Source organism: Alteromonas sp. P256 (assembly GCF_036864455.1).
Classification (GTDB): Bacteria; Pseudomonadota; Gammaproteobacteria; order Enterobacterales; family Alteromonadaceae; genus Alteromonas.
Window position 1 is genome coordinate 205,570 of sequence record NZ_JAZETM010000003.1, and the last position, 21,774, is coordinate 227,343.

The following is a 21,774-nucleotide window of genomic DNA, read 5'->3' on the forward strand; positions in this document are numbered from 1 at the left end:
ATATTCATATATTAACGAGTTTTTTAATGCAGTTTGCCAATCACGCTATCAATCTTTCTGAACCTCGAATTATGGGTATTTTAAATGTTACCCCCGATTCTTTTTCTGATGGGGGACAACATACCTCCATTCAACACGCAGTTCAGCATGCACTCAAAATGGTTGAGCAGGGCGCTACGTTTATCGATATTGGTGGAGAGTCTACTCGCCCAGGCGCAAAAGAAGTGGCGCTTCAAGAAGAATTGGACAGAACTATTCCAGTTATTGAAGCCATTTCGGCAAACAGCGACTGTGTCATTTCAATAGACACAAGCAAAGCGCAGGTGATGACTGAAGCCGTTAATGCTGGTGCCGGTTTGATAAACGATGTAAGAGCGCTTCGCGAACCAGGGGCGCTAGCTGCGGCTGCAAATGCTAACGTACCTGTATGCTTAATGCATATGTTAGGTCAGCCAAGAACCATGCAGGCTAACCCCCAATACGATGATGTACTCGCAGATGTAAGCCAATTTTTACTTGAGCGTATTGAAGCCTGCAAAAGCGCTGGAATAGACAAGTCGTCTATATTGTTAGACCCTGGTTATGGCTTTGGGAAATCACTTGAACACAATTATGCGTTGGTGAAATATCTTCCTGACATCATGGCACTAGGTCTTCCTGTTTTAGTGGGCATGTCTCGAAAATCTATGATTGGAAAGTTATTAGACAGAAATGTGGACGAACGCTTGGCTGGAAGCATAGCACTCGCTACAATTGTCGCTCAAATGGGCGCACACATAATACGTGTACACGATGTACAAGAAACGGCGGATGCTGTGAATATCGTGAAAATGCTGAATAAAATGTAATAAGGAATAATAATGAGTCAGCGTAAATATTTTGGTACCGACGGTATTCGCGGGAAGGTTGGCGAAAGCAGCATAAACCCCGAGTTTTGCATTAAATTAGGCTGGGCCGCGGGTAAAGTGCTTGCCGGACGGGGTACGAATAAAGTACTCATTGGTAAAGATACCCGTATTTCTGGATACATGCTTGAGTCTTCTTTAGAAGCAGGGCTTTCAGCGGCGGGTATCAACATAGGTCTTTTAGGTCCAATGCCTACGCCTGCAATTGCCTACCTTACAAAAACATTCCGCTCTGAAGCTGGAATTGTTATCAGTGCGTCGCATAACCCTTATTACGATAACGGCATTAAGTTCTTTTCCGCTCAAGGCTTTAAGCTTGACGATGACATTGAATTGGCAATAGAAGAAATGCTTGAGCGGCCAATGACATGCGTTGCGTCTGATAAACTTGGTAAGGCAACCCGTATTGATGACGCAGCAGGTCGTTATATCGAGTTTTGCAAAGGCACGTTCCCTTCTGAATTGTCTCTCACCGGTTTAAAGATAGTCGTCGATTGCGCCCATGGTGCTACCTATCACATTGCTCCTAATGTACTGAGAGAGCTCGGCGCTACTGTCATTGAAATTGGCACTGCGCCAAATGGTTTGAATATTAACGATGACGTTGGCGCGACGGCGATGGACGGGATTGTAGCAAAAGTTAAAGAAACTGGGGCTGACCTCGGATTTGCCCTAGACGGTGATGGTGATAGGCTCATGATGGTTGACCATCTAGGCAACGTTCTTGATGGCGATCAGATTGTTTATATTATCGCACGGGATGCGCTAAAAAATGGTCAGATGCAGGGCGGTGTCGTCGGCACATTGATGAGTAACCTTGGCCTAGAAAACGCGTTGAGTAAGCTGGGGGTTCCATTTGCCAGAAGCAATGTGGGCGATCGCTACGTCATGGAGCTTCTACAGCAAAAAGGCTGGTCTATTGGCGGAGAGAACTCAGGTCATATACTTAACTTGTCTATGTGTTCAACGGGCGATGGTATTGTCGCAGGCCTTCAGGTACTTGCGGCTATGCTGCGTTCGCACATGGATTTGCATGATTTAGCCAGCGGATTTGAAATGTATCCTCAAACCTTGGTTAATGTGCGTTATACAAAGCAAGATATTGACTACCTTGCACATCAAGATGTACAAAATGCAAAACAGGAAGCTGAGGCAGCACTGGGTAAAACCGGCAGAGTATTACTGCGAAAAAGTGGTACTGAGCCTTTAATAAGAGTTATGGTTGAATCTAACGAAGAGCAAAAGTCCGAGAAATGGGCAGAGCATATTGCAGAAACTGTTCGTAATCTCGCCAATTGATTGGTGTGGCAGGAAATTTCGCTTTTTATACTTGTATCTTACGTTGTAAATAGTTAATATCACGCCCGCTAAAAGACAGGGCTAAGGTCGACATAGTGAGTAAAAAAATAAGAAAGTCGCTAGTTGCTGGAAACTGGAAAATGAACGGTAGCGCTGCGCTAGTTGCTGAGTTTAATGAGAAGCTCAAAACAGTGCAATGTGAAGCAAATATAGTCGTCTGTTCGCCGTCTACGCTGTTTCATCATTTTTCTGGCGATGCATTTTCTCTAGGTGCTCAAAATGTAAGTCACCTAGACAACGGCGCCCACACGGGTGAGTTGTCTCTAGAGATGATTAAAGATGCCGGTTGCAGTTATGCCATTGTCGGGCACTCTGAACGAAGGGAAGACCAGCAGGAATCAGATGACCTTGTCGCATTAAAAGCAAAAAAATGCGTTGAGGCAGGTGTTACGCCTATTATTTGTGTAGGTGAGTCATTGGAAATTCGCGAAGCGGGTAACGTAGAGCAATTTGTAGGTGAGCAGCTTGATGCATTGACTTCAACACTTTCGGTTGAAGAGCTGTCAAAATCTGTTATTGCTTATGAGCCTATTTGGGCCATTGGAACAGGAAAGACAGCGACGCCTGAACAGGCGCAAGAAGTACACGAGTTTATACGCGGTTACTTTAACAAAGTGGACGCAGATTTGGCACTCAAGCTCCCTATATTATATGGTGGAAGCGTGAAGTCCGATAACGCGCAAACGCTGTTTTCACAAAAAGACGTAGACGGCGGTTTAATTGGTGGAGCCAGTTTAAAAGCTGAAGATTTTATTTCAATTTGCCAAGCGGCAAACTGACGAGGTATTTATGATATATGAAGTGCTTTTAGTAGCATATCTAGTTGTAGCGCTCTTATTGGTTGGGTTTGTATTAATCCAGCAAGGAAAAGGGGCGGATATGGGCGCTTCTTTTGGCTCGGGCGGCTCAAACACAGTGTTTGGCTCAGGCGGCTCTGGTAACTTTATGACGCGCACAACGTCAATTCTAGCAGGCTTGTTTTTCTTTATAAGCTTGTCGCTAGGTGCGATGACTGCAAACCGTGAAAGCGCTGATGATGAGTGGAATAATTTAGACGTACCTGCAGCGGTTGAAGCGCCGGTGGAAGTACCAGGTGATGCAGACGTGCCGGTAGTGGAAGACGTGCCAGCACAATCTGATATCCCAGTTTCTGATGAAACACAAAACGATGTGCCTGCAGTTGATAGCAGCGACACACCAGATTAAACAGTTTATTGCGGAAGTGGTGGAATTGGTAGACACGCCATCTTGAGGGGGTGGTGAGCATAGCTCGTGCGGGTTCAAGTCCCGCTTTCCGCACCAACTTTAAAGGGCCAGCAGAAATGCTGGCCCTTTTTTATTCTCTACATATACATATGCCAAATCAAGAACCTACAAAAAGCGCCCAGGTATACTGGCTTTAAAGTATGCTTCGTTTGTGTATCGGTAACAAAGTAAAACTAAGTGCAAAATAAAGTGTAATAACAGCATGGTTACCCTGTCTTGATGGGGCTAAGTCAGCTATTATTTTCCTAATATATAAAGGGTTGTTGCACTTTACTTTGAAAAAGAGGGCAGCAACACGCCATAGAACGCTACAAATTTATTCACTAGAGGCGTATTCGTGCATACAGGTCTTCGCCAATCATTGACTAGGCTTATCGCTATCGGAGCAACCATAGCGACGCTATTCGTGTTTGTCGCGCTGTGGGCTTCGTTTAGCTCCTTGATAAAAAACCACTTGGACAAGGAAATATTGATTGCTGAAGGTGCTTTAGAGAAAGTATTAACTGAACAAAGAAAGTTACTTAGCACCACGCTTGATGCCCTGACAGGCTCTGAAGCACTCAACAACCTTAAAACGCTCTCTGATACCTCTTCATTCATTAACTCTTTTAATCGAGAAAGAAGCTCATCGAATGTTGTGCATCTAGCGATTGTAAATTTAGATCATATTGTTACCGCGTCTAGCTCTCCACTGTTCCAGTCAGGAAAACAAGCTAAACAGAGTGTGGTAATGGCTGCCATGGGCTTAACGCACACCCTTGCAGTGGTTAACGGAAAGCTAACCCTCCTCAGATTTGAAACAGTACAAACTAATGGTATCCGCTACTATTTGCTCATCGCTAGGCATATTCAAGGTGACATGATTAAAAGCGTGAGATCATTTTCAAACTCGTATATCAACATCATTGATAGTAATACTGGTGCAGTTTTGGCGTCTACGCTTCCTGAGCATACACAAGGCGCACGCCATTCAATATCCCCTCAAATCAGATGGCACGATATTACTTTTTTAGACACGGCTGATTACATAGAACACGCTGTCTCTATTGACTCCTTATCGATTGCGCCTGTTAAGATAAAAGTTTTCGTGGATATTGCGGCACAAGTCGAGAGCTTTCGTTCAATACAGCTAACTTTGTTTTCTCTCTATATTTTAGGCCTTTTCACCATTACTTTATTTGCCCTAGTATGGGTACGAAGGGTCACTATACCGATGAATTCTGTGATAAGGGCTATTAATAAAATAGCGTCTGGGCGCTATAAAAATACGTTTGAGAAGATAGGTAATTTCCATGAAATTATTGCGTTGGAAAATGCGGTTGATGGCATGCAGAAAAGAATTTCTCAGCGCGAAGACAGCATTCGGTATCAGGCACAGCACGATGATTTAACGGGCTTATTTAATCGCCATTATTTAGAGCGTTATTTTGTAGAGCAAATGCGAGAGCCTAGGTGGATACAAGTTATTGCTATCACTGTTATTGGCTTTCGAACCATAAACGACTTGTATGGCTACTCAAATGGAGACAATACATTAAAAACGTTGGCAAGGCGTTTGTTGCGCTGGCCGGGGACATCTGCTCGCTTAGCCGGAGGCGAAGTTATTTACGTCACGGATGAGCCGCTAAATGATAATCAACTTGAAACATTAAAACATATTCTTGAACAGCCCGTAGAGAGTAATTTGATAACTATACCTGTCAAAGTTGCTATGGCGGTATTATCGTGTCCTGAAGATGCGCAGACCACGGAAGAGCTTTTCAGAAAGCTCAATATCGTGTCAGACAAAGCTATTCGAACAGGTGCTTGGTCGGTTCACTATAGTGCAGAGTTAGAGGCTAACCATCATAGACGTCTATCAATTACGACTGAATTAAAGCGTGCTCTTGCAACTCAGCAAGATGAGCTATCTATGGTATATCAACCCAAGATAGATTTACGTTCGATGAAAGTATGCAGCATGGAAGCATTAATACGCTGGAATAACGGTAAATTAGGCCATGTAGCACCAGATGAATTTATCTCTATCGCGGAACAAGCGGGTCTCATCGAGCAAGTGACTAAGTGGGTAATGCGCCAAACTATCTCAGATTTGGCTTATTTCAGAGAACAAAATTACAGCTTTACCATTGCGATGAACCTGTCAACACAAGACATCCAGAACAAAGCCTTGCTTAATGAATTGGTTGCTTTTTTGACAGAGAAAGGGCTATCACCTGCGTCACTTCAACTTGAAATAACAGAGAGCGATTTGGTCTCTGATGCAACCCTTGCAGTAGAAAATCTTTCATCGCTAAGAGCATTAGGTTTTCGTTTTGCTATTGATGACTTTGGTACAGGTTACTCTTCATTGGCTTATTTGAAAAATTTACCAGTTGAAGCTATCAAAATAGATAAAAGTTTCATTTTAGCGCTCGCGACACAAGATAACGATCAGCAAATAGTTCACACCATATTAAGCTTAGCCAGCATATTCGACTTAAGAGTGGTTGCTGAGGGGGTAGAAGATGAAGAGTCTTTACGCATTTTGAAAGAATGGGGGTGCGACGAGGCTCAAGGGTACTTCATAAGCAGACCTTTGAAGCGTGAAGACGTAGAAGTTTGGCTTCTTAATTCGCCATTTAAAACATAAGCTGAATGAGAACGTTACACGTCTATGTCGAACAAGATGCTTCAATCACAATTATTATTACTTTTTGGTAATGCTGGAACGCATTGTGCTTTACTTACGTGTAAAGTGTTTAATTCGCTTTTACGTTTTAGTATTTTTAAACTGATAAGTTGATGCAATTGAAGCATTATGTGGCTTCAGTGCTCACTATGTCACTGCATAATTAATTGTATACACAGCAAAGAACGAAATTACAACAAACAAGGAATTTATTATGGACATCATACGCGTACTACTATCAATTTTACTTCCTCCGTTAGGTGTGTTTTTGCAAGTAGGCATTGGCGCCCACTTCTGGATAAACATACTGCTTACTATTCTTGGTTATTTCCCAGGTGTAATTCATGCGGTTTATATCATCGCAAAAAAATAGTGAAGGTATAAAAGCCACATCTGAAAAGCCAGTGACAGAAAAATGATTTCTGTTACTGGCTTTTTTATTGAGGGAATTTGACCATATTTCTATATTGACGTGGCGTACGTTTTTATGAGTATGCATCCAGGGGATTGAGCTTATCACTAGCAGTTAGGTGTTAGCAGTTAAGTATAAGCCTTTAGGCAAGGCTTTTAAGAAAAAGCATTTAGGCAAAATCGTTTAGGTATATCCGCCAACGTATTTGAACCAAAAATCATTGATTCAGATGATTAATCGAGGCCTATGCAAAACCCTCTATTTATGGCTTTAACGTCATAAATAGAGGGTTTGTTCGGTGATTAGAACTGAATATTTGGTATTAACGAGTTAAGACGCTAATTCTTTATCCATCTCGTTCTTATAACCTTTCGCTAATTCGGTCTTTTGGTGTTCATTAAGCACTTTTCCCGCCACATGAAAGAACTCTTGTTCTTCGTCAGCTAAATGGTGCTCAACTTTTTCCTGAAGCACTTTCAAGTGATGCAGCCATGCAGGTGAACTCATATCAGTATCATCTAACTTTGCAATAAGCTCATCAATCTCGTGATGCTCTGCAATTCCATGCCGAGTTAAGTCTACCGTCGCGTCTTTCTCAAGAAGGTGAGTATAAAAATGACGCTCCTCTGCAATAGCGTGACTCTCAAGCTGCTGTTTAAGTTCTTCAAAATATTCTTGACGGGCGGATGTGTTACCACTCGTTTCTGCAAGAATTTTAAGCAGCAGGCGTTGCTTCTCATGGTCTTGACGCAATGCTTCAAAGATTTTCACAATTGGTTCCTCATAAATTAAATATTAGACTACTTATATAATTTAATGCGATAACCATTCCATAATGCTGAACTTTATATCATATTGAATATTAGAGGGTTTTGTTTAAACTAAATCGTGCACTTGATGTGGGCGTACAAAGATGAGCAGCTTTTACACTTTGTACGCCTAATTTTTCATAAGGAGTTTTACGCTGTTGGTTTACACGCCTTGTGCAACAATGGCATCCGCTAATCTTCTAAACGCGGCGATGTTTGCGCCTTTCATGTAGTTAATGTACCCGTCTCGATTAGCTAGCAATTTGGCTTCCTCAAGGCAACGCTCATGAATACTTTGCATAATAGACTGTAGCTCTTCATCGAGAATGTGGGCACTACGTTGGCTAAACATCGCATTTTGCGACATTTCTAATCCAGAAAGGGCAACGCCACCTGCGTTCGATGCTTTACCAGGTACATAAGCAATATTTTTGCTGATGAACGTTTCTTGGGCTTCTATGCTACATGGCATATTTGCCCCTTCTAGCACCATAGTACATCCATTTTTCAATAGCTCTTTTGCGTCGGCTTCGTGAAGCTCATTTTGTGTCGCGCAGGGTAGGGCGATATCGCATTTAATATGCCAAGGGGTTTTTTTTTCAAACCACACTCCAGCGCCTCTTTTTTTAAGATCTACTAAGATATTGTCTGATGCCGTGTGGTGCTTGATAGCCCACGTGATGTCTGCTTCGCTGAAACCCTCGTCGCAAAACAACAACCCACGACTGTTTGATAGTGTGACAACACAAGCGCCTTTTTGAATGGCTTTTTGCGCAGCGTGTAGGGCAACATTACCCGCACCAGAAACCACAACGCGCTTATTGTTGAGATCCGTGTCGTTGGCCTTACACACCGACTCAGTAAAGTAGATAAGGCCAAATCCTGTTGCCTCAGTTCTCACATAGCTTCCACCAAATTCAAGGCCTTTACCCGTGAGTACGCCTTCAAACTTGTTGTTCAATCGGCGATACTCACCGTACATGTAGCCAATTTCTCTTGCTCCAACGTTGATGTCGCCCGCAGGGATATCGGTATTAGCACCAATATGACGTTGAAGTTCTCGCATAAACGCCTGGCAAAAAAGCATAATGTCACGGTCGCTTCTACCTTTGGGGTTAAAGTCTGAGCCTCCTTTACCACCGCCCATTGGCAAGCCCGTTAATGCGTTTTTAAAGCATTGCTCGAAAGCCAAAAACTTCAGTACTGAAAGATTCACCGTTGGATGAAATCTTAATCCGCCCTTGTATGGACCCATTGCGCCGTTATGCTGCACGCGCCAACCTTGATTAACTTCTACGTTTCCTTCTGAGCTTACCCAGGAAACCGTGAAATAGATAACCCGCTCTGGTAAACACAGGCGGCGAACGACGTCTGCTTGTTTGTAAGCGCTATTGGCATTGTAAATTGGAATGATGTCTTCTAGTACTTCATGAACAGCCTGGAGATATTCTTTTTCGTTTTCAAATTTTGTATTTAAAAAACCGTAAATTTCATCAAAGTTACTGACGTTTGACATGTGGGTATTTATTCCTTGTTTTCTATATTGGTAAGCACATTGAGGCTTCTAGGAGAGGTGGCTATCGACAAGGTGTCTGCCTGATAGATTTCACCATCTACTGCATATGACACTGTGCTATCGAAAGTCAGTGTGACTGTTTTAGCCTGGGCATGACGGATATTTTCTGAGTGACGCTTGCTTTCGCTGGGACTCAATATTAATTCAGCCAATGACAACAGTTGCTTATCAGGTGTGGTTTGGGGTATCAGCCAAGTCAGGTCAAGCTTTCCGTCAGTAATATCTGGTGGCTCATCACCTTGCGCTAGCGCCGTTGACATGGGGGCAGCATTGGCGACCACAAAACTGGGTGTCGTTAACGTCTCTTCGTCACCATCGTCGGTTTGAATGCGAAACTTCATATTTTGATTGTTACTGATAGCGCTCCACAGGCCTTTGAGATAGGCAAATTGACCGCCTTCATTTTTTTCATCTCGATCTGCGGATGAAATCATTTGTTCCTCAAAACCTACGGCAGCAACGAGTAACATGATGTTGTCATTGCAGCTCGCCGTATCAATAGACAGCGTTTTACCTTCGATAATAGTGTCGCAGGCGATATCAATTGGCATTACTTTGCTCATGTAGCCGTGTAGCACTTGGCTAAGTGCGTTCGCTGTGCCTAACGGAATAAAGCCCATGGTAAGGGGGGTATTAACGAGTATTGAGGCAACCTCTGCTAAGGTACCATCTCCACCGCAGGCCACAACGATATCGGCGCCTTCATCTTTTGCCTTTTGGGCCAGCACTTTTCCATCTTCATCTGGGGTAGTTTCAGCTACCGTTACATTGAATTTTTCGTTTAGTCGCGCCAATATCTGGCTTTTGTTTTGCGACCATTTGCCGCCCCCTGCTATGGGGTTAGCGATAAGAAATAGATTCTGTTGTAGAGAAAGTAGCCCACCTTCTTTTACCTTTTCTAAGGCAGATAGCTGTTTCTTGTTAAGCCTCGCAGTTTTGCGTATTTGATTAATACTCTGCATGGCCTGGTCAACGGTTAACGATGAGTCTTTTGCTAACAAATAAGCCGCAACCACGAGTACAGAACGTCCTCTGCCTAAGGCACAATGCACAACCACATTGCGCCCAGCTGCTATCTGTTGATCAACCCAGTTGATAGCATGAATAAGTTGCTCTGAGGTGGGACTTGTGTGATCAAGCACAGGAATATTGAGGTATTGGTAGTCTTCGCGCAGCGCGGTGTAATCAAGACCATCAAATTCGGCGGTGACATCAAGTATGGCGGCAATATCATTTTCATTTAATAGGTCAACATGCTGACCAGACATTCGACACGCTAAAAAAAGATTGCCTTTCACCTTCTGCAGAGGAGGCACCTTATCAGTTCTTCGCGCGTATTCGTTGTAAAGCCATGAACCGAATAGGAAAGGAACGAAAATCCAGCGTATATAAAAGGGGATGGAGCCATCATCGCGTTTTCTAAAAAGAGAGGGATAGTTGAAAATATAGGCACTGCTCACCGCTGCTAAAGAAAACGAAGTCCATCCTAGTAAAATTTGTAAGACAACAGATTGACTCATAAGTAGAAGAGCAAATGCTATCAGTGCACCGACGATATAATATTTAACCATCTTCACGGCGAAACATATCCTTTGTTATTGCAATTAGTTATCTATACAGCACAAGGTTAAATTTCGTTTACTCTTCTACCTAATTTAGGGCCCTCACTAATCGTTGCATCTCATGCAGATAATGAACTTTGTTTGTGTTGTCGTCGTAAGTGAGGTTATCTAGTCGTAACTGATGTTTCGTAAATAACGAGTGAGTCCAATGAAAAACGATGTTGTTGTTAAGGTTGCCAATTTTGTATGGTTTCAAACCATTTGGTGGCTAGTGATTTTATTTCAGAACCAAGCTGTTCTTGCAGTCTTTGGGTTGCTCATTCTGTGGCTTTGGTTTTCAAGGGAACGTCAAAATGATCTAAAACTGATGGCATCCATGTTTGTTATCGGCACTCTTATCGATACAGCACTAACTGTATCAGGCGTTTTCATCTTTACTGAGGCGCAAGCCAATATTTCTTTGTTACCCATTCCTATTTGGCTCAGTTTGCTATGGGCTGGCTTTGCTGGCACCGTGTACCACAGTCTCACTGTGTTTAAGGGACGTCCACTTCTAGCTGCACTAGGTGGCGCCATTTTTGCGCCGCTTAGTTACATTGCAGGAGCTAATTTCGATGCCGTTGAACTCGGATTCACTATTCCTATTACATTTGTAATTATTGGGGTTGTGTGGAGCATTGTGTTTCCATTTTGCTTTTATTTATCAACCGTGTTTGTATCGTCAGATACCTAAAAATAGTCGTCGGAAAAACGGCTTTACATTCATCAACTCAAGGAGTGTATTGATTATGACTAAAAATGTTTTGGTTACCGGAGGCAACAGGGGAGTTGGCTTTGAGATTGTCAAAGGGATGGTTGCTAAAGGCTACAAAGTATTAATGGGCTGTCGAGACGAAGATGCAGGACTAGAAGCGAAAAAAGATATTGTTGGTGGAGATCTCCACGTCATCGAAATGCCTTTGGACAATGAGTCTGCCATTATAGACGCATTTACAAGAGCAGAAGCGGTTTTTGGGCCTATTGATATTTTAATTAATAACGCTGGTGTGTTAGACGATACCCAATGGACCGACGTGACCTCCGAGTCATTTGCATCGTCTATGCAAGTCAATGTTTTCGCACCGTTAACATTAATTCAGCAGACCCTCCCGAAAATGATTGAGCGAGGATTTGGCCGGATTATCAACGTCAGTTCTAGCTATGGTAGTTTTCATGAATCACTAGCAGGTCCATTTTCTTATGCAATATCAAAAGCAGCCGTTAACGCACTAACCGTGAAGATGGCTGCGGTAGTAGACAATGCAAAAGAAGATAAAGAGATTGATGTCGCGGTAAATAGTATGACTCCCGGTTGGGTGCACACGAGGATGGGTGGTTCAGATGCACCTAAAACCCCTGAGGAGGGGGCCGATGCTGCAATATGGCTAGCAACGTTGGCAAACGATGTGCCCAACGGCAAGTTCTTTAAAGAACGAAAAGAAATTGCTTGGTAAATGTTAGTCGTAAATCTACTTGCAAAGGCTGCCGGTGCTTTTGGCAGCCTTCTGAGTGTAGCAGCACTAAGGTCTGGCAAATTCTTTGACTTGATATCAATTTGCCAAAAGTGTTTTTTAAAGAGAAAATCGTTCTCTTAAAAATCGTGCAACCCCATCTTCGTGATGATGCCCTATGATTGACGATGCAGCCTCTTTAATGGGCGGTTTTGCATTACTTGGCGCGTAGGCCTCATCCGCTATCGCAAACATACTCATGTCGTTATCGCTATCTCCAAAGCAGATTACGTTTGTCGCTCCTAATTGCTGCTTTAATATTTCAACGGCACTGCCCTTGCTAGCGAGTTTGTGATGCACATCCATCCACCGATATTCATCGCCTTCAATCGCAGGGCCTGAATAGGCAATTAAGCTGTCGTTGGCATTAAGCTCGTTCCACATCTGTCGAATAACATTTCCATCACCTATCATACTGATATTGGTAATATGTGCCTGAGAAGGCATGTGGTCAATTGGGAGTAGGGCAGCTTTCGTTTTTGAAAAATATTTGTTGATGAGGTTTTTCTCAATATCATGCTGCGGTGCGTGATGAAAAATGATGTGGTCGTGATGTTGGGTATTTACATCCACCGTATTGATAAAAGGCGTAATTCCATTGCGGGTAGCACATTCAATAATAGTGGTGGCTTCGTTGTCGCTAAGCAGGTTCTCTAGCGTAAGGGCATTACCAGTAGGGTCCCAGATAGCGACACCATTGTTGTATATATGTGGCAGTACAAAGGGCTGTTGCCCAATCACATGCTGTGCAGAGTGCATCGTCCTCCCAGTTGCCACGGTGTATGCAATATCGCGTTCATTGAGAAGCGCAAGTGTCTCTCTGGTGTAATCCGATATTTCGGATGACTTGTTCAGTAACGTTCCGTCCAAATCGAAAAAAATTAAATCCATAGATACTATCCGGTCAATAATGTAGGAGGTTATACGATAAAGACCCCATGATACGGGATCTTTACTCTATAGTTTAATAGAACGGAAGGTCTATGTAATTTATTTAATCGATTGCACCACATTATTGCTTTGTTGCTGCAGCAGACCTGAAATTGTTTTTGCGCATTGTGATTTACGTAGATTAATAATTAATGCCGCTTTTCCGTTGCGAGCTGCTTCGCTCACATTCAAGACGATTTCGTTGCGATCTGGTCGCAGTGCTATTAAGCCCGCCACAAACATACCGATAAACGTCCCTGGGCTAATCAGCGCTATGTAGGTAAATATAGGGTTTTGTTGCGTAAGCGCTGGTCCATACTGCGTTAGAAGAAACGCAGCAATCATACCTAAAACAAAACCTACTCCAGACAACGCTAGGTGCGACGTCCAAAGGGTGTTTGCTATGGATGAAGATTTTCGTTCTAGCTTTTCGCTTAATTTTGGGTCGGATGGCACTATTAGCTGGCTTTGGTGCGAAGCAACGCTTGTTTCTTCTTCAACCCGTCTCAATGCAATTTTTGCCTCGTCAGTAGTATCAAATATAGCAGCAACCTGGAGCTTGTCACTTGAGACAATCGCTGCTCGTATATTGGTGTTGCTACTCTCTCGTGACGTAGTTTTATTTTGGTTGTCGCTTTTCATTGGAACTCCCATATTTAAATATTTACAGCTGCATTCACGCAAACCAAAGTATTGATTGATAAAAATTTAACATCCTATTTTTGTTTTTAGTCGTTAACGATGTTAACCATACAATTGTTAATTAAATAGCGTGTAGGGTGTGAACTGCCATGCAGTTGAAGGTGCAATATCAATTCGGCTATACAAATTAACCAGTTAACATATGCATACAAGATGTATTCCGTTCATAAATGTTATCGCACCAAAGTAATGGTTAGTTGCCCCCATTCACCCGTAGCGATAAATAATATACTGATGTATTGCTGTATCTCGTTGAATATAATGAACTAAATAGAAGAGTTAAATTACATTTATAAAAGAGATATTTGTGCTCGAAGCTGACAACGGCTTTCTATTTAATCTAACTACAGGTTCAATACAAAAATGAGGGTGTGTCGGTTTTTCACGGCATTTGCAAAAATAACACGGTGTATTCCCCGTAGATGACTTGTTCAACACGCTCAAGAATTTTTACTTCACTAGAAGGTAAAAAAATGTAGTAAGTGAAAGGCAAGTCTATTTTCTAATTTAAAAACGACGCTTTACTCGTTGTCATAAAACTATTTTAAAATATATAAATAAAGCTAAGAGATAGCTTCTTTAGAATGTTATTTGTTCAGAAAGGGTGGTTTGTTTCATTTAGGACGCAAATGTTTTGTTATCTATGTAATTGGTTGAATTTTGTTTAATATTCTAACTGATAATATTGTTTCATAGTAAATGGTGTTTTTTTAATTGCTTGAAAAATAGAAATAAAATAAAAATTATGAATCTGTTTTGCTCGTGAAACACGCTAAGCGAAAAACATCGTGCTCCTAGTGCTGAATGCAAGTTGGGCATAATTTGCTCTTGAAATATTCTCATAAATCTATATATTATTTGAACTCTAATGATTATTGCTCGATGTAAATAGCACTTGGAAAAAAATATGCGAATAACTCGAGTGTAAAATAATGATTAGATCCCCGAGGCTGAAGAGGACTTTGTTTTCTATATGACATCTGAAAGTTACATATCGCTGGCAGCGTTTTCGACAACACTGCTAGGTAAAGGCGTGTTTACGCATCGCCCGATGAAAAGTAACCTTGCTGATGCTTCAGTAAACGGTCAGTCAAAAAGTGGAGCAGATAAACGTTTCTCTCTAACACAACTCCAGCCCTCAGGCACTACATCATGCGCGGTAGCCTTGCTAATGCAGCTCTCACTATGGGCTGTATGTTTGTTGCCGGTGCGTAAAAATATTGCGCTAATCGGAGTCACCTTTTCCGAAATTCAGCGCAGGTTTTTTTCAAAGACCAATCCATTTCTTTTATCGATAACTTCAGGTGCGCTTCGTTCACTGGAACAGCGTGGTTGAATGCAATTTTAAAAAGATGGTCTAAATTTAGTATAAATAAGTTAAAAATTACTGTGAAGCATGCAAGTTTGCAGCTGCTTCAAGGCTGGTTAACGCCAATAGGTTTTAAAATAGGATTATTCGACCGCCGGCCAAGAATTTGCGAATCAACAATCTAAAGGTTAGATATTTATTATGAGTCATCCAAATTGGAATCGCGTAGTTATAAAAGTAGGAAGCGCACTGATTGCACCTAATCAACAGGGGTGTAGTAGTCACTACTTACTTAGCATTGCGCAATTCATTGTGCGCTGTAGAGCCAATGGTACCCAGGTTGTTTTAGTTTCCTCGGGGTCAGTGGCTGCAGGTTCACACATGTTTGCAGATCAAGAAAAATCTAACATAGCGGTCAAAAAAGCTATGGCTGCTGCAGGGCAAACAGAAATGATTGCAACCTGGGATCGATTGTTTGACTTTCCATCTGCTCAAATGCTGCTAACACACGCTGATTTACGAGACAGAGAGCGTTATGTCAGTATCAGGGAAACTATCTTCAGTCTTCTTGATAACAACATTCTACCAATCGTAAACGAAAACGATACGGTTACGACCGACAAGCTGAAAGTTGGCGATAACGACAACCTGTCAGCAATGGTTGCAGCGGCAGCGGATGCTGATGCACTTATAATATGTTCTGACATTGACGGGTTATACAATAAAAACCCACACGAACACGATGATGCAAAGATGCTTAAATCGGTGGATACCATTGATGAGAGTATTTACGCCATGGCAGGCGGTGCAGTGAAAGGTGGCGTTGGCACCGGCGGTATGCGCACCAAAATTGAAGCTGCAGAAAAAGCAGTGTCACATGGCATAGACACCTACATTATAAATGGTTTTACGGAATTGTCGTTTAATATGCTGTTGGCCGGTGAAAACCCTGGCACGCATTTTAGACCGTTCAAAAAACCAATGAAAGAAAATGAACATTGGATGCGTCACACATCAAACGCCCAAGGTGAAGTTATTATTGAAGGTAACTTTGACGGCACGTTGATAACGGACAGCGACCAACTTACAAGCAGCGAAATTATCGGTGTAAAAGGCGAGTTTTCAGTGGGCGATACCATATTGGTTCGCAAAGAAGACGGAACGAAACTTGTTAAAGCCAAATCGAATTATAGTAGCTGTCTATTAAATTTTATTGCTAATCAGGAAAGTGATGAGTTTGCCCATGAATTCGAAGAGAAGACAGGGCCAATTATTTCTGATCAGCACGTAGCAAACCTGGAGAAAGAATGAGTATTATTACTGAGTTAGCACAACAAGCAAAACAAGCTGCACGTACACTGGCAATTTTAGATGAGAGCCAGAAAAACGCGGTGTTAACTGACATGGCTGCAGCGATCCGAGCAAATAAAGACAAAATTATTGCTGTGAATGAGAAAGAAGTTGCACGAGCTAAAGAAAATAATTTAGATGCCGCAATGATTGACCGTTTGATCCTTGACGATGAGCGCATTGAATCAATGGCCGAAGGCATCGAAGTTATCGTTGAACTTGACGATCCAGTGGGCAAAGAACGTGTGTTCGGCACGCGCCCTAATGGCATCGAAATTAAGAAAATGCGTATACCACTTGGTGTAGTGTGTATGATATACGAAGCACGCCCAAATGTAACGGCAGATGCTGGTGCTCTGTGCTTCAAATCAGGTAACGCGGTAATACTGCGTGGTGGTAAAGAAGCGCTAGATACCAGCCTTGCGATAGCAGAGCTAATGCAAGAGACGCTTGAAAAGCACAACTTGCCAAAAGCGCTTGTCACCGTGGTGCCAAATCCTGACCGCGCGCTGATGCAAGAGCTCATGGAGCAGAGAGACTATATTGATGTGATAATCCCTCGCGGCGGTGAAGGCCTGATCAACTACGTGACCGAGAACTCAAAAGTGCCAGTTATCCAGCACTTTAAAGGTGTATGCCATCTGTACGTAGACAGCGATGCTGACTTAGACAATGCACTAGAAATTTTACTTAACGGTAAAACGCAGCGTACGGGTGTATGTAATGCATTAGAAGGTTTAGTTGTTCACCAAGCAATTGCGGGTGAATTTTTGCCTCGCGTCGCTCGTGCGTTCAAAGAGCAAAATGTAAAAGTTCACGTAGATAGCAAAGGCGCTTCTTATTTTGAAGGCGCGGATGTAATTGACGAAAGTGGTTACGGTGAAGAGTATCTTGGTCTTGAAATCGCCATTCGCGTGGTTGACGATTTTGACGGTGCAATCGACCATATTGCACAATTTGGTAGTAATCATACTGAAGTTATCTGCACGAAAGACAAAGCAAAAGCTAAGTTGTTCCAACGCGCCGTTGATGCCAGTGTGGTAATGGTAAATGCATCATCGCGTTTCTCTGATGGTAGTCAGCTAGGCTTAGGTGCCGAAATTGGTATCGCAACAACCAAACTGCACGCCTATGGACCAATGGGTCTTGAATCGCTAACGTCGGAAAAATATTTGGTTAACGGCGAAGGTCAAATTCGCGCGTAAATCTTATTTCCATAGACATTCATAAGGTGTTACTTATGACATTCTTTTGATGTTCCTTTGGTATTCCGACTGGTCGGCATTGTGCCGGCAAGTTGCGTGCTTCATAATGCAAAGCGCTGACACTCGTCAGCGCTTTTTTTTACTAAATTTTCAATTTACGTCTCGGAGTACATGCGTGCAGATAATGATAGAGCCAGAGAAAATATTGCAGCAACTTATTGCTTATGCGAACGAATACAAACTAGTGGCCTCTATTTTATTGATCGTAATACTTCACTATGTAAAAAAAGGGCTGTTACGCCTAATTAAACATAGAAGCACTCGCCACGGAGAAGACCGACGAAACCAAATCAACATTCTTGAGCAACTAGGTAATGCATTAATCATAATACTGCTGATGGTAGTGTGGTCATCGGAAATACAAACCTTGGCAATATCCATTGCGGCATTTATGGTGGCCATAGTGCTTGCTACCAGAGAGTTTATTCAGTGCTTCATGGGGTTTATCTACTACCTTGGCGCCAGACCGTTTCGTGTGGGTGACTGGATCCAAATGAATAACGTGATTGGTGAAGTTGTCGAAATGGACTGGGCGAAAACAGCATTGCTGGAAGTAGACCCTGAAACCTTCAACTTTACCGGCAAGCACGTTTATGTGCCCAATAGCCAGCTAGTGACACAAACCGTCAAAAACCTCAACTTTATGCGCCGCTACAGACTGCATTCCTTTGAAATCGTTAATGAACCCACCGTTAACGCTTACAGTTTATTGCCTGCATTTCACGCCAGAGCGCAAGCGCACTGCGAATACTTTCGCGATGTTGCTGAAAGGTATAAAGGATTAATTGAGCGTCACCTGGAACAAGAGTTTATTCGTATTGACCCTGAAGTTGAAATCAAGACCAACGAATTAGCTAAAGTTGTGGTAAAAGTCAGTTTGTTTTGCCCCACCGCTGAAGCCCATGAATTAGAACACAAGATGTGTTCAGATTGGCTAAGCCTGTGGTTTAGAGCGATGAAAGAGGACAATCTACTGGGCAATACCTCAGAGCAAACCGCTATCGGGGTGCCGCAACATCTTGGTGCTGCGACACAGCCATCAGCTGGTGGCGGTGGTTTCTAACTACATGTCCATTGCCGATTTCGAGTGAAATGATTTTGTAAAAAGGCCATCTGGTCTGCGAGAATTTTCCTGTTCATCAAGTAAAAACGCTCATACACGTTTGGTCTGAAAGGAACGGCGAGTAAGGGCATGCTAGCTTCTTCGGGGGTCTTTGCGCCTTTGGCGTGGTTGCATCGCTGACAGGCAGAAGCGACGTTAGTCCAGTTGTCTTTACCGCCCCGAGAGCGGGGTAGAATATGATCGCGAGTAAGCTGTTTTGGCGCAAACTGTGCACCGCAATAAAGGCACATGTAATTATCGCGGCGAAAAAGGTACTTATTAGTTAACGCAATTTTTCCGCTCATATCAGTGACCTTGCCATCGCAAGCGATGATACTCGATAACGACAGCTCACTTTGAATGCCAGCGTGATTCCAGCCTCCTTTAAGCGTGATGGCGTCTGTACCAAGTTCAAACAACACCTTGTCCTGACAATACAGTTTGGCGGCGTGTTCTATATCTATCCACTCTTGTGGCATTCCAGCCTTATTCAGTCTTAGCACAAGCATAAATTCCCCTTAACGCACATTTGTTTTATACAGTTATTTTGTGAGGTTGTTATTTTTGACCGTTGCTCAAACACCAGCATACTCGATTTTATGGCATCAGTTTATTGCATTGTGATGAAAATATAGCCATGTCATCACATTTAATATAGTCATAAAGCCGCGGTGGGGAATAGAGGAGATAAATACATAATAATTTCAATGTTAGCTCGCATTTGACGATGGCAAAATTCAGCGTTCATAGCTATACTAAGCGCCGCAATTAAAAGCGATAAATAAAGATTGAAATTAAAGGACAAATAGTGACTCCTATTACTAAATCATTTCAGTATGGTCAGCATACTGTAACTCTAGAAACGGGCGTAATCGCTCGTCAGGCAACAGCAGCGGTTCTAGCGAGTATGGACGACACGTCTGTATTGGTATCGGTAGTTGGCAAGAAAGAAGCAAATGCGAATCAAGACTTCTTTCCTCTAACAGTTAATTACCAAGAAAAAGCGTATGCTGCGGGTAAAATTCCTGGTGGATTCTTCAAACGTGAAGGCCGTCCATCTGAGGGTGAAACGTTAATTGCACGTCTTATTGACCGTCCAATTCGTCCACTTTTCCCTGAAGGCTTCAAAAACGAAGTTCAAATCATCATTACGGTAATGTCTGCTAACCCAGATATTCCAACTGATATCATCTCTCTTATTGGTACATCAGCAGCGTTAGCGATTTCTGGTATGCCTTTCAACGGCCCAATTGGTGCCGCACGAGTAGGTTTCAGTAACGGTGAATACATTCTTAACACTCGCGCAGGAGAGCAAGAATCAAGTGAGCTTGATTTAGTTGTTGCCGGTACTGAAGCGGCAGTATTAATGGTTGAATCTGAAGCTGCTGTGCTTTCAGAAGATACTATGCTTGGCGCCGTTATGTACGGTCACGAGCAAATGCAAGCAGTCGTTACTGCGGTTAACGAATTCGCAGCAGAAGTCGGCACTGAAAAGTGGGACTGGAAGCCAGAAGAAGAAAATACGTCGCTTAAAGATAAAGTGAAAGCACTTGCTGAAGCAGAAATGACGGCGGCTTACCAAATTTCTGACAAGCTAGAGCGTAAAAACGCTGTAGTTGCTGCAACAGACAAAGCGCTAGCGGCGATTGTTGCTGAAGATGAAGAACAAGACCAAAAAGAAGTGCTTGAGCTTCTTCACGACCTTGAATCTGACGTAGTGCGCTCTCGCATTCTTTCAGGTGCACCTCGTATTGACGGTCGTGATCCTAAGATGATCCGTGCTATCGACGTAGCGACTGGTATTCTTCCACGTACTCATGGTTCTTCGTTGTTCACACGTGGTGAAACTCAGGCAATCGTAGCGGCAACACTAGGTACAGAACGTGACGCACAGATGATTGACGAGCTTCAAGGCAAGAGCGACAGTCGTTTCATGCTTCACTACAACTTCCCTCCATACTGTGTAGGCGAGACTGGTTTTGTTGGGTCTCCAAAGCGTCGTGAGATTGGCCACGGCCGTCTAGCGAAACGTGGTATCCAAGCAGTTATGCCAAGTGAAGAAGAATTCCCGTACGTAGTACGCGTGGTATCTGAAATCACTGAGTCTAACGGTTCATCATCTATGGCATCAGTGTGCGGTACGTCACTTGCGCTAATGGATGCTGGTGTTCCTATTAAGGCATCAGTTGCAGGTATTGCAATGGGTCTAGTGAAGAGCGACGAAAACTTTGTTGTACTTTCAGACATCCTTGGCGACGAAGATCACCTTGGCGACATGGACTTTAAAGTTGCGGGTACTACCGACGGTATTACTGCACTTCAGATGGACATAAAGATTGAAGGTATTACTAAAGAAATCATGCAGATTGCGCTTAAGCAAGCTAAAGAAGCTCGTTTGCATATTCTTAAAGTGATGGACGAAGCGATTGGTGGTCACCGTGAAGAGCTTAGTGAATTTGCACCGCGCATTTACACCATGAAAGTTGACCAAGACAAGATTCGTGACGTCATTGGTAAAGGCGGAGCAATGATTCGCCAAATTACTGAAGAATCTGATACCAACATCGAGATTGAAGATGACGGCACTATCAAAATCTTTGCAACAGAGCGTGCGAAAGCAGAAATCGCTATTGCTAAGATTGAGCAAGTGACTGCTGAAATTGAAGTGGGTAAAACCTATAACGGTAAAATTACCCGCATCGTTGACTTCGGTGCTTTCGTAGAAGTACTTCCAGGTAAAGAAGGTCTTGTTCACATTTCACAAATCGCTCATGAGCGAGTGAACAAAGTAACTGATTACCTTAAAGAAGGCGAAATGGTTGACGTTAAGGTTATGGAAATTGATCGCCAGAACCGTGTACGTTTAAGCATTAAAGAACTTCTAGAAAGACCTGCTCCAAAGTCTGACGACGCAGAGTAAGTATGTTTACATGCGGTAAACACCGTAGTTAAACAACGAAGTTAAAAAGAAAGTTATAAAAAGGGAGCCTGGCTCCCTTTTTTGTT

General features: G+C 42.8%; 19 protein-coding genes and 1 tRNA gene. 14 read left to right on the forward strand and 6 right to left on the reverse strand.

The window, feature by feature from the left end; all coding sequences use genetic code 11:
- Positions 1–26 precede the first annotated feature (26 nt).
- From folP to V7R39_RS06550, 7 genes are all read left to right on the forward strand, one after another.
- Entirely contained in the window at positions 27–848 is an 822-nt protein-coding gene (folP, locus tag V7R39_RS06520; protein WP_334029497.1) for a dihydropteroate synthase, read from the forward strand.
- Between the two features lie 12 nt (positions 849–860).
- Positions 861–2,204, forward strand: coding sequence for a phosphoglucosamine mutase (gene glmM / locus V7R39_RS06525; protein WP_334029499.1), 1,344 nt, complete (start codon positions 861–863; stop codon positions 2,202–2,204).
- A gap of 95 nt (positions 2,205–2,299) precedes the next feature.
- On the forward strand, positions 2,300–3,043 hold the full coding sequence (gene tpiA / locus V7R39_RS06530; RefSeq protein WP_334029501.1) for a triose-phosphate isomerase: 744 nt from the start codon (positions 2,300–2,302) through the stop codon (positions 3,041–3,043).
- Between the two features lie 10 nt (positions 3,044–3,053).
- A complete protein-coding gene (secG, locus tag V7R39_RS06535) occupies positions 3,054–3,470 on the forward strand; it encodes a preprotein translocase subunit SecG (protein WP_334029502.1) in 417 nt (138 codons plus the stop codon).
- A gap of 10 nt (positions 3,471–3,480) precedes the next feature.
- Positions 3,481–3,566, forward strand: a tRNA-Leu gene (locus V7R39_RS06540).
- A gap of 301 nt (positions 3,567–3,867) precedes the next feature.
- Positions 3,868–6,162, forward strand: a complete 2,295-nt coding sequence (locus tag V7R39_RS06545) for a putative bifunctional diguanylate cyclase/phosphodiesterase (RefSeq protein ID WP_334029503.1) — start codon at positions 3,868–3,870, stop codon at positions 6,160–6,162.
- A 253-nt stretch (positions 6,163–6,415) separates the two neighbouring features.
- Positions 6,416–6,574 (forward strand): YqaE/Pmp3 family membrane protein, encoded by a 159-nt coding sequence (locus V7R39_RS06550; protein ID WP_032096492.1) that lies wholly within the window; start codon positions 6,416–6,418, stop codon positions 6,572–6,574.
- Between the two features lie 369 nt (positions 6,575–6,943).
- Here V7R39_RS06550 and V7R39_RS06555 read toward each other — a convergent pair whose 3' ends face one another.
- The 3 genes from V7R39_RS06555 to V7R39_RS06565 all read right to left on the reverse strand — a co-directional run bounded on the left by V7R39_RS06555 (position 6,944) and on the right by V7R39_RS06565 (position 10,575).
- Entirely contained in the window at positions 6,944–7,384 is a 441-nt protein-coding gene (locus V7R39_RS06555) for a hemerythrin domain-containing protein (protein WP_334029505.1), read from the reverse strand.
- Between the two features lie 201 nt (positions 7,385–7,585).
- Positions 7,586–8,938: an NADP-specific glutamate dehydrogenase gene (gene gdhA, locus V7R39_RS06560; RefSeq protein ID WP_334029507.1), complete on the reverse strand. Its 1,353-nt coding sequence runs from the start codon at positions 8,936–8,938 to the stop codon at positions 7,586–7,588.
- Between the two features lie 8 nt (positions 8,939–8,946).
- Positions 8,947–10,575, reverse strand: a complete 1,629-nt coding sequence (locus V7R39_RS06565; protein WP_334029508.1) for a diacylglycerol kinase family protein — start codon at positions 10,573–10,575, stop codon at positions 8,947–8,949.
- 193 nt (positions 10,576–10,768) lie between these two features.
- On the opposite strand from V7R39_RS06565, the gene V7R39_RS06570 reads away from it, so the two are divergent.
- Complete coding sequence (locus V7R39_RS06570; RefSeq protein ID WP_334029510.1) at positions 10,769–11,293, forward strand: DUF2878 domain-containing protein; 525 nt, start codon at positions 10,769–10,771, stop codon at positions 11,291–11,293.
- Between the two features lie 55 nt (positions 11,294–11,348).
- A complete protein-coding gene (locus V7R39_RS06575) occupies positions 11,349–12,053 on the forward strand; it encodes an SDR family NAD(P)-dependent oxidoreductase (protein WP_334029512.1) in 705 nt (234 codons plus the stop codon).
- A 117-nt stretch (positions 12,054–12,170) separates the two neighbouring features.
- Here V7R39_RS06575 and V7R39_RS06580 read toward each other — a convergent pair whose 3' ends face one another.
- Entirely contained in the window at positions 12,171–13,001 is an 831-nt protein-coding gene (locus V7R39_RS06580) for an HAD family hydrolase (protein ID WP_334029514.1), read from the reverse strand.
- Positions 13,002–13,100: 99 nt separating this feature from the next.
- Complete coding sequence (locus V7R39_RS06585; protein WP_334029516.1) at positions 13,101–13,682, reverse strand: hypothetical protein; 582 nt, start codon at positions 13,680–13,682, stop codon at positions 13,101–13,103.
- Positions 13,683–14,715: 1,033 nt separating this feature from the next.
- Between V7R39_RS06585 and V7R39_RS06590 the strand changes: the two genes are divergently transcribed.
- The 4 genes from V7R39_RS06590 (at position 14,716) to V7R39_RS06605 (ending at position 18,729) form a co-directional block, all read left to right on the forward strand.
- Entirely contained in the window at positions 14,716–15,078 is a 363-nt protein-coding gene (locus V7R39_RS06590) for a hypothetical protein (RefSeq protein ID WP_334029518.1), read from the forward strand.
- Between the two features lie 174 nt (positions 15,079–15,252).
- On the forward strand, positions 15,253–16,362 hold the full coding sequence (gene proB, locus V7R39_RS06595; protein WP_032096484.1) for a glutamate 5-kinase: 1,110 nt from the start codon (positions 15,253–15,255) through the stop codon (positions 16,360–16,362).
- Positions 16,359–17,606 carry a glutamate-5-semialdehyde dehydrogenase gene (locus V7R39_RS06600; protein WP_334029521.1) on the forward strand — a complete coding sequence of 416 codons (1,248 nt, stop codon included), beginning with the start codon at positions 16,359–16,361 and terminating at the stop codon, positions 17,604–17,606. The genes proB and V7R39_RS06600 overlap by 4 nt, the downstream gene beginning before the upstream one ends.
- Before the next feature lie 184 nt (positions 17,607–17,790).
- Complete coding sequence (locus V7R39_RS06605) at positions 17,791–18,729, forward strand: mechanosensitive ion channel family protein (protein ID WP_438823527.1); 939 nt, start codon at positions 17,791–17,793, stop codon at positions 18,727–18,729.
- On the opposite strand, the gene V7R39_RS06610 is transcribed toward V7R39_RS06605, so the two are convergent.
- On the reverse strand, positions 18,726–19,277 hold the full coding sequence (locus tag V7R39_RS06610) for an HNH endonuclease (RefSeq protein WP_334029523.1): 552 nt from the start codon (positions 19,275–19,277) through the stop codon (positions 18,726–18,728). The two genes, V7R39_RS06605 and V7R39_RS06610, sit on opposite strands and share 4 nt — an antisense overlap.
- Positions 19,278–19,576: 299 nt before the next feature.
- Between V7R39_RS06610 and pnp the strand changes: the two genes are divergently transcribed.
- Positions 19,577–21,688, forward strand: a complete 2,112-nt coding sequence (gene pnp / locus V7R39_RS06615; RefSeq protein WP_334029525.1) for a polyribonucleotide nucleotidyltransferase — start codon at positions 19,577–19,579, stop codon at positions 21,686–21,688.
- Positions 21,689–21,774: the final 86 nt, after the last annotated feature.

Excerpts from the sequence above, each read along its gene's own strand:
- folP (WP_334029497.1), top strand. The coding sequence starts at position 27 with ATGCAGTTTGCCAATCACGCTATCAATCTTTCTGAACCTCGAATTATG.
- V7R39_RS06605 (WP_438823527.1), top strand. The coding sequence starts at position 17,791 with ATGATAGAGCCAGAGAAAATATTGCAGCAACTTATTGCTTATGCGAAC.
- glmM (WP_334029499.1), top strand. The coding sequence starts at position 861 with ATGAGTCAGCGTAAATATTTTGGTACCGACGGTATTCGCGGGAAGGTT.
- V7R39_RS06550 (WP_032096492.1), top strand. The coding sequence starts at position 6,416 with ATGGACATCATACGCGTACTACTATCAATTTTACTTCCTCCGTTAGGT.
- V7R39_RS06600 (WP_334029521.1), top strand. The coding sequence starts at position 16,359 with ATGAGTATTATTACTGAGTTAGCACAACAAGCAAAACAAGCTGCACGT.
- gdhA (WP_334029507.1), bottom strand. The coding sequence starts at position 8,938 with ATGTCAAACGTCAGTAACTTTGATGAAATTTACGGTTTTTTAAATACA.
- secG (WP_334029502.1), top strand. The coding sequence starts at position 3,054 with ATGATATATGAAGTGCTTTTAGTAGCATATCTAGTTGTAGCGCTCTTA.
- proB (WP_032096484.1), top strand. The coding sequence starts at position 15,253 with ATGAGTCATCCAAATTGGAATCGCGTAGTTATAAAAGTAGGAAGCGCA.
- V7R39_RS06590 (WP_334029518.1), top strand. The coding sequence starts at position 14,716 with ATGACATCTGAAAGTTACATATCGCTGGCAGCGTTTTCGACAACACTG.
- V7R39_RS06610 (WP_334029523.1), bottom strand. The coding sequence starts at position 19,277 with ATGCTTGTGCTAAGACTGAATAAGGCTGGAATGCCACAAGAGTGGATA.
- V7R39_RS06575 (WP_334029512.1), top strand. The coding sequence starts at position 11,349 with ATGACTAAAAATGTTTTGGTTACCGGAGGCAACAGGGGAGTTGGCTTT.
- V7R39_RS06585 (WP_334029516.1), bottom strand. The coding sequence starts at position 13,682 with ATGAAAAGCGACAACCAAAATAAAACTACGTCACGAGAGAGTAGCAAC.
- V7R39_RS06580 (WP_334029514.1), bottom strand. The coding sequence starts at position 13,001 with ATGGATTTAATTTTTTTCGATTTGGACGGAACGTTACTGAACAAGTCA.
- V7R39_RS06570 (WP_334029510.1), top strand. The coding sequence starts at position 10,769 with ATGAAAAACGATGTTGTTGTTAAGGTTGCCAATTTTGTATGGTTTCAA.